This window comes from Pseudomonas sp. SBT1-2 (genome assembly GCF_028640875.1).
GTDB classification, from domain to species: Bacteria; Pseudomonadota; Gammaproteobacteria; order Pseudomonadales; family Pseudomonadaceae; genus Aquipseudomonas; species Aquipseudomonas chlororaphis_I.
This window is the reverse complement of record NZ_JAQZAA010000072.1, coordinates 1-7,500: the sequence shown is the minus strand read 5'-3', so window position 1 is coordinate 7,500 and position 7,500 is coordinate 1. Positions and strand designations below refer to the sequence as shown.

Below are 7,500 nucleotides of genomic sequence, written 5' to 3'. Positions count from 1 at the left end.
ACTGGTGCACCCTGTAGCGATACGGGGCCATAGCTCAGCTGGGAGAGCGCCTGCCTTGCACGCAGGAGGTCAGCGGTTCGATCCCGCTTGGCTCCACCATTACAGATTGGTGTCCATCGTTTAAAGCTTAGAAATGAGCATTCCGCTGATTGGCGATGAATGTTGATTTCTGATCTTTATCAGAATCGTTCTTTAAAAATTTGGGTATGTGATAGAAAGATAGACTGGATAGCACTTTCACTGGTGTTTATTCAGGCTAAGGTAAAATTTGTGAGTTTAATCGCGAATTTTCGGCGAATGTCGTCTTCACAGTATAACCAGATTGCTTGGGGTTATATGGTCAAGTGAAGAAGCGCATACGGTGGATGCCTTGGCAGTCAGAGGCGATGAAAGACGTGGTAGCCTGCGAAAAGCTTCGGGGAGTCGGCAAACAGACTTTGATCCGGAGATGTCTGAATGGGGGAACCCAGCCATCATAAGATGGTTATCTTGTACTGAATACATAGGTGCAAGAGGCGAACCAGGGGAACTGAAACATCTAAGTACCCTGAGGAAAAGAAATCAACCGAGATTCCCTTAGTAGTGGCGAGCGAACGGGGACTAGCCCTTAAGTGGCTTTGAGATTAGCGGAACGCTCTGGAAAGTGCGGCCATAGTGGGTGATAGCCCTGTACGCGAAAGTCTCTTAGTCATGAAATCGAGTAGGACGGAGCACGAGAAACTTTGTCTGAATATGGGGGGACCATCCTCCAAGGCTAAATACTACTGACTGACCGATAGTGAACTAGTACCGTGAGGGAAAGGCGAAAAGAACCCCGGAGAGGGGAGTGAAATAGATCCTGAAACCGTATGCGTACAAGCAGTGGGAGCAGACTTTGTTCTGTGACTGCGTACCTTTTGTATAATGGGTCAGCGACTTATATTCAGTGGCGAGCTTAACCGAATAGGGGAGGCGTAGCGAAAGCGAGTCTTAATAGGGCGTTTAGTCGCTGGGTATAGACCCGAAACCGGGCGATCTATCCATGGGCAGGTTGAAGGTTAGGTAACACTGACTGGAGGACCGAACCGACTACCGTTGAAAAGTTAGCGGATGACCTGTGGATCGGAGTGAAAGGCTAATCAAGCTCGGAGATAGCTGGTTCTCCTCGAAAGCTATTTAGGTAGCGCCTCATGTATCACTGTAGGGGGTAGAGCACTGTTTCGGCTAGGGGGTCATCCCGACTTACCAAACCGATGCAAACTCCGAATACCTACAAGTGCCGAGCATGGGAGACACACGGCGGGTGCTAACGTCCGTCGTGAAAAGGGAAACAACCCAGACCGTCAGCTAAGGTCCCAAAGTTATGGTTAAGTGGGAAACGATGTGGGAAGGCTTAGACAGCTAGGAGGTTGGCTTAGAAGCAGCCACCCTTTAAAGAAAGCGTAATAGCTCACTAGTCGAGTCGGCCTGCGCGGAAGATGTAACGGGGCTCAAACCATACACCGAAGCTACGGGTATCACGTAAGTGATGCGGTAGAGGAGCGTTCTGTAAGCCTGTGAAGGTGAGTTGAGAAGCTTGCTGGAGGTATCAGAAGTGCGAATGCTGACATGAGTAACGACAATGGGTGTGAAAAACACCCACGCCGAAAGACCAAGGTTTCCTGCGCAACGTTAATCGACGCAGGGTTAGTCGGTCCCTAAGGCGAGGCTGAAAAGCGTAGTCGATGGAAAACAGGTTAATATTCCTGTACTTCTAGTTATTGCGATGGAGGGACGGAGAAGGCTAGGCCAGCTTGGCGTTGGTTGTCCAAGTTTAAGGTGGTAGGCTGGAATCTTAGGTAAATCCGGGGTTCTAAGGCCGAGAGCTGATGACGAGTTACCTTTCAGGTGACGAAGTGGTTGATGCCATGCTTCCAAGAAAAGCTTCTAAGCTTCAGATAACTAGGAACCGTACCCCAAACCGACACAGGTGGTTGGGTAGAGAATACCAAGGCGCTTGAGAGAACTCGGGTGAAGGAACTAGGCAAAATGGCACCGTAACTTCGGGAGAAGGTGCGCCGGTGAGGGTGAAGGACTTGCTCCGTAAGCCCATGCCGGTCGAAGATACCAGGCCGCTGCGACTGTTTATTAAAAACACAGCACTCTGCAAACACGAAAGTGGACGTATAGGGTGTGACGCCTGCCCGGTGCCGGAAGGTTAATTGATGGGGTTAGCTAACGCGAAGCTCTTGATCGAAGCCCCGGTAAACGGCGGCCGTAACTATAACGGTCCTAAGGTAGCGAAATTCCTTGTCGGGTAAGTTCCGACCTGCACGAATGGCGTAACGATGGCGGCGCTGTCTCCACCCGAGACTCAGTGAAATTGAAATCGCTGTGAAGATGCAGTGTATCCGCGGCTAGACGGAAAGACCCCGTGAACCTTTACTATAGCTTTGCACTGGACTTTGAATTTGCTTGTGTAGGATAGGTGGGAGGCTTTGAAGCGTGGACGCCAGTTCGCGTGGAGCCATCCTTGAAATACCACCCTGGCAACTTTGAGGTTCTAACTCAGGTCCGTTATCCGGATCGAGGACAGTGTATGGTGGGTAGTTTGACTGGGGCGGTCTCCTCCTAAAGAGTAACGGAGGAGTACGAAGGTGCGCTCAGACCGGTCGGAAATCGGTCGTAGAGTATAAAGGCAAAAGCGCGCTTGACTGCGAGACAGACACGTCGAGCAGGTACGAAAGTAGGTCTTAGTGATCCGGTGGTTCTGTATGGAAGGGCCATCGCTCAACGGATAAAAGGTACTCCGGGGATAACAGGCTGATACCGCCCAAGAGTTCATATCGACGGCGGTGTTTGGCACCTCGATGTCGGCTCATCACATCCTGGGGCTGAAGCCGGTCCCAAGGGTATGGCTGTTCGCCATTTAAAGTGGTACGCGAGCTGGGTTTAGAACGTCGTGAGACAGTTCGGTCCCTATCTGCCGTGGACGTTTGAGATTTGAGAGGGGCTGCTCCTAGTACGAGAGGACCGGAGTGGACGAACCTCTGGTGTTCCGGTTGTCACGCCAGTGGCATTGCCGGGTAGCTATGTTCGGAAAAGATAACCGCTGAAAGCATCTAAGCGGGAAACTTGCCTCAAGATGAGATCTCACTGGAACCTTGAGTTCCCTGAAGGGCCGTCGAAGACTACGACGTTGATAGGTTGGGTGTGTAAGCGCTGTGAGGCGTTGAGCTAACCAATACTAATTGCCCGTGAGGCTTGACCATATAACACCCAAGCAATTTGCTTAAGAGCGAGTTGCGGTGTGTGAAGACGAAACGAACCGAAAGTTTGCACTACTCACAAAAGCACCACAAAGCTATTACATACCCAATTTGCTGAAGCGTCGAAAGACGAGTCGGCACACCGAATTTCTTGACGACCATAGAGCATTGGAACCACCTGATCCCATCCCGAACTCAGAAGTGAAACGATGCATCGCCGATGGTAGTGTGGGGTTTCCCCATGTGAGAGTAGGTCATCGTCAAGATTAAATTCCGAAACCCCAATTGCGAAAGCAGTTGGGGTTTTGTTTTTGTGCGCAGAAAAAACATTCTGAATTGCAGGCGCTAGCTGCCTGATTGTGCCTGTCACGCTTTCTATGCAACAGCCTTAGGCATGGCTATCATGCCTGCCTCATTGTGAGGCGAGATCTGCATGCTGACATTGTTGGAGCTTCTGAAGGACGGGCGGTTTCACTCGGGCCAGGCCCTTGGTGCTGCCTTGGGTATTAGCCGTAGTGCCGTGTGGAAGCAGTTGCAGCAGTTGGAGGCTGATCTGGGGCTTTCTATCCATAAAGTCCGCGGTCGCGGTTATCAGCTGGCGGCTCCGCTGATGCTCCTGAGCCCGGCAGATATTTACGAGCAGTCAAAGGATTGCCCTTGGGCTGTGTTGGCTTTCGATTCCATCGACTCTACAAATGCTGAAGCTCTGAGGGCTGTCGAGCGCGGCGTGCCTGCGCCGTTCCTGGTGCTCGCTGAGCGTCAGACGGCGGGGCGTGGTCGGAGAGGTCGCAAATGGGTGAGCCCTTTTGCAGAAAATGTTTATTACAGTCTCGTGCTGCGTATCGATGGTGGAATGCGTCAGCTTGAAGGGCTCAGCTTGGTGGTCGGGCTGGCAGTCATGCAGACCTTGCGTGAGTTTGGAGTTGCTGGTGCGGGTCTGAAGTGGCCAAACGATGTTTTGGTTGGGCGCAAAAAAATCGCTGGAATCCTGCTGGAGTTGGTTGGGGATCCTGCCGATGTTTGTCATGTGGTTCTGGGTGTGGGTATCAACGTCAACATGCAGAAAACTGACGAGGTTGATCAGCAGTGGACTTCTATGCGGCTTGAGTCCGGTAAGCAGGTTGATCGCAACCAGTTGGTTGCTCGGCTGAGTATGATGCTGAGGGCTTACCTGGAGCGTCACCAAGCCCAGGGCTTTTCCTCTATTCAAGAGGAGTGGGAGCAGAATCACTTGTGGCAAGGTAATGCGGTGTCTCTGATTGCTGGGGTCAATAAAATAGACGGTGTTGTTATGGGCATCGATCAGCAAGGGGCATTGCGATTGGAAGTAGATGGGGTTGAGAGGGTCTACAGCGGTGGTGAGCTCAGCTTGAGGTTGCGCGATGATTCTTGAGCTTGACTGTGGAAACAGCTTCATTAAGTGGCGTGTTCTGAATAATGTCGCGCTTGGGGTATTTGCTGAGGGTGTGGTTGGTTCCGATGACGCCTTGGTCGGGCATCTGCGTGCGCTAAACGGCTTGGTCTTGACCCGCTGCCGTTTGGTCAGCGTTCGCACGGTCGAAGAGACGAACAGGCTTACTTCTATGTTGGTACAGGCTTTTGGTGTATCGGTGGTCTGTGCTGCGCCTGCGAAAGAAATGGCAGGCGTACGAAATGGCTATGAGGAGTTTGAACGACTTGGTCTGGACCGCTGGCTTGCCATGCTGGGGGGCTTTCGCCTGGCAGCTGGTGCTTGTCTGGTGCTCGATTTTGGGACCGCTGTTACTGCGGACTTCATTGCGGCGGATGGGGAGCACCTGGGGGGCTTTATCTGCCCGGGGATGCCATTGATGCGTAATCAGTTGAGAACTCACACTCGTCGGATTCGGTACGACGATTTGTCTGCCGAGCGCGCCTTGGAGAGCCTGTTGCCGGGGCGTACGACGGTTGAAGCGGTAGAGCGCGGCTGCTCATTGATGTTGAGAGGGTTTGTGCTGACTCAGCTGGAGCTGGCGCGCGACTATTGGGGGGAAGATTTCGTGGTGTTCCTCACTGGTGGTGATGCTGAGCTGGTTTCTGGTGTCGTGCCGCAGGGGCGAGTGGTCCCTGATCTGGTTTTTGTCGGATTGGCTATGGCGTGCCCATTGTCCTGAGGTTTTTATGCGCTGGTTGTTCCTGCTGCTCCTGGTTCTCAATGTGTTCTATTACGTCTGGCATCAGCAGGAGGCGCCTTTGCGTGCGAAGGAGGTAACGCCTCTGACGCTTTATAAGGGGGCTCAGCAGGATATTCGCTTGCTGAGTGAGTCGTCTGGCTCGCTCTCCAGGCGTGACAAGGGAGGCGAGGCTCAAGGCGATTGCCTCTATATAGGTGGTTTTGCTCGTCGTGATCAGGCTCAAACGCTTGAGCAGCGCCTGTCGGTATTGGGTGTGGAGGTTCGGTTGAAGTCTTTGGCTCTGCCTGATGCTTCTGGTTATTGGTTGCGTGTGCCCCCTGAAAGCAAGCATTTGCTGGATGATTCGTTGCTGCAGAATCTTGCTAAAGAATTCAATGAGTTAAAACATAAAATAATGTCATGCGAAGGCATTGCAACTGCCGAATAGTTTGCATAGAATGGCGCCCGCTCCGCAGTGAAGACCTCTAGAGGTAGGCGCAGCGAAGCAAGGTCAACGCAGCTAACCTCAGGTTTTTAATGAGAAAATGCTTGACAGAAGGGTGGCATAGTATAAAATGCTGCCTCGCTTAGGAGGGGTTCCCGAGCGGCCAAAGGGATCAGACTGTAAATCTGACGTCTACGACTTCGAAGGTTCGAATCCTTCCCCCTCCACCAGATTTAAGCGTGAGCTGCAAGCTCCGCGGGTATAGTTTAGTGGTAGAACCTCAGCCTTCCAAGCTGATGATGCGGGTTCGATTCCCGCTACCCGCTCCAAGTTTGCAGGTTGTGCAAAGTGTTTCGCTCTTGTAGCTCAGTTGGTAGAGCACACCCTTGGTAAGGGTGAGGTCAGCGGTTCAAATCCGCTCAAGAGCTCCATATAACAAGGCAGATATGAAAATATCTGCCTTTGTTTTAATGGCTTGTGTGACTTGCTCAATTCTTCTCCTAGGGGTGATTTCGATGGCTAAGGAAAAGTTCGAACGTAATAAGCCGCACGTCAACGTTGGTACCATTGGTCACGTTGACCACGGTAAAACCACTCTGACTGCTGCTCTGACTCGCGTCTGCTCCGAGGTTTTCGGTTCGGCTCGTGTTGACTTCGACAAGATCGACAGCGCCCCAGAAGAAAAAGCTCGTGGTATCACCATCAACACCGCGCACGTAGAGTACGACTCGAACATTCGTCACTACGCGCACGTTGACTGCCCAGGTCACGCCGACTACGTCAAAAACATGATCACTGGTGCTGCCCAGATGGACGGCGCGATCCTGGTTTGCTCGGCTGCCGATGGTCCGATGCCGCAAACTCGTGAGCACATCCTGCTGTCCCGTCAGGTAGGCGTTCCGTACATCGTTGTCTTCCTGAACAAGGCTGACATGGTTGACGACGCTGAGCTGCTGGAACTGGTTGAGATGGAAGTGCGCGATCTGCTGAGCACTTACGACTTCCCAGGTGATGACACTCCAATCATCATCGGTTCGGCTCTGATGGCTCTGAACGGCCAAGACGACAACGAAATGGGCACTACCGCTGTTAAGAAGCTGGTAGAAACTCTGGATACCTACATCCCAGAGCCAGAGCGTGCTATCGACAAGCCGTTCCTGATGCCTATCGAAGACGTGTTCTCGATCTCCGGTCGTGGCACCGTGGTAACTGGCCGTGTTGAGCGTGGTATCGTTCGCATCCAGGAAGAAGTTGAGATCGTTGGTCTGCGCGAAACTCAGAAAACCACCTGCACCGGCGTTGAAATGTTCCGCAAGCTGCTCGACGAAGGTCGTGCTGGCGAGAACTGCGGCGTTCTGCTGCGTGGCACCAAGCGTGACGACGTTGAGCGTGGCCAGGTTCTGGTTAAGCCAGGTACCGTTAAGCCGCACACCAAGTTCACTGCTGAAGTGTACGTTCTGAGCAAAGAAGAAGGCGGCCGTCATACTCCGTTCTTCAAAGGCTACCGTCCACAGTTCTACTTCCGTACTACTGACGTGACTGGTAACTGCGAGCTGCCAGAAGGCGTTGAAATGGTAATGCCAGGTGACAACATCCAGATGACTGTCACTCTGATCAAAACCATCGCGATGGAAGATGGTCTGCGTTTCGCTATCCGTGAAGGCGGTCGTACCGTCGGCGCTGGCGTCGTAGCCAA

4 protein-coding genes, 4 tRNA genes and 2 rRNA genes are annotated in these 7,500 nt (G+C 52.5%); all 10 read left to right on the top strand.

Annotated features, from left to right (window positions below; translation table 11 throughout):
• Nucleotides 1-23 precede the first annotated feature (23 nt).
• Nucleotides 24-99: transfer RNA gene (locus PVZ78_RS12105), tRNA-Ala, on the top strand.
• A gap of 239 nt (nt 100-338) precedes the next feature.
• Nucleotides 339-3,230, top strand: a 23S ribosomal RNA gene (locus PVZ78_RS12100).
• 147 nt (nt 3,231-3,377) lie between these two features.
• Nucleotides 3,378-3,493, top strand: a 5S ribosomal RNA gene (gene rrf / locus PVZ78_RS12095).
• Between the two features lie 167 nt (nt 3,494-3,660).
• Entirely contained in the window at nt 3,661-4,620 is a 960-nt protein-coding gene (gene birA / locus PVZ78_RS12090) for a bifunctional biotin--[acetyl-CoA-carboxylase] ligase/biotin operon repressor BirA (protein ID WP_053270062.1), read from the top strand.
• Nucleotides 4,610-5,359: a pantothenate kinase gene (locus PVZ78_RS12085; protein ID WP_101283717.1), complete on the top strand. Its 750-nt coding sequence runs from the start codon at nt 4,610-4,612 to the stop codon at nt 5,357-5,359. Before birA ends, PVZ78_RS12085 begins: the two co-directional genes overlap by 11 nt.
• A gap of 7 nt (nt 5,360-5,366) precedes the next feature.
• Nucleotides 5,367-5,807: a hypothetical protein gene (locus tag PVZ78_RS12080; RefSeq protein ID WP_016702640.1), complete on the top strand. Its 441-nt coding sequence runs from the start codon at nt 5,367-5,369 to the stop codon at nt 5,805-5,807.
• Nucleotides 5,808-5,949: 142 nt separating this feature from the next.
• Nucleotides 5,950-6,034, top strand: a tRNA-Tyr gene (locus tag PVZ78_RS12075).
• A gap of 25 nt (nt 6,035-6,059) precedes the next feature.
• A tRNA-Gly gene (locus PVZ78_RS12070) sits at nt 6,060-6,133 on the top strand.
• Nucleotides 6,134-6,159: 26 nt separating this feature from the next.
• Nucleotides 6,160-6,235, top strand: a tRNA-Thr gene (locus tag PVZ78_RS12065).
• Between the two features lie 84 nt (nt 6,236-6,319).
• Nucleotides 6,320-7,500: elongation factor Tu (gene tuf / locus PVZ78_RS12060; protein WP_273828733.1), on the top strand; the 1,181-nt coding region annotated here is incomplete at its 3' end.

Bases quoted from the DNA above. Each gene is read 5' to 3' on its own strand.
- PVZ78_RS12085 (WP_101283717.1), top strand. From the start codon at position 4,610: ATGATTCTTGAGCTTGACTGTGGAAACAGCTTCATTAAGTGGCGTGTT.
- PVZ78_RS12080 (WP_016702640.1), top strand. From the start codon at position 5,367: ATGCGCTGGTTGTTCCTGCTGCTCCTGGTTCTCAATGTGTTCTATTAC.
- birA (WP_053270062.1), top strand. From the start codon at position 3,661: ATGCTGACATTGTTGGAGCTTCTGAAGGACGGGCGGTTTCACTCGGGC.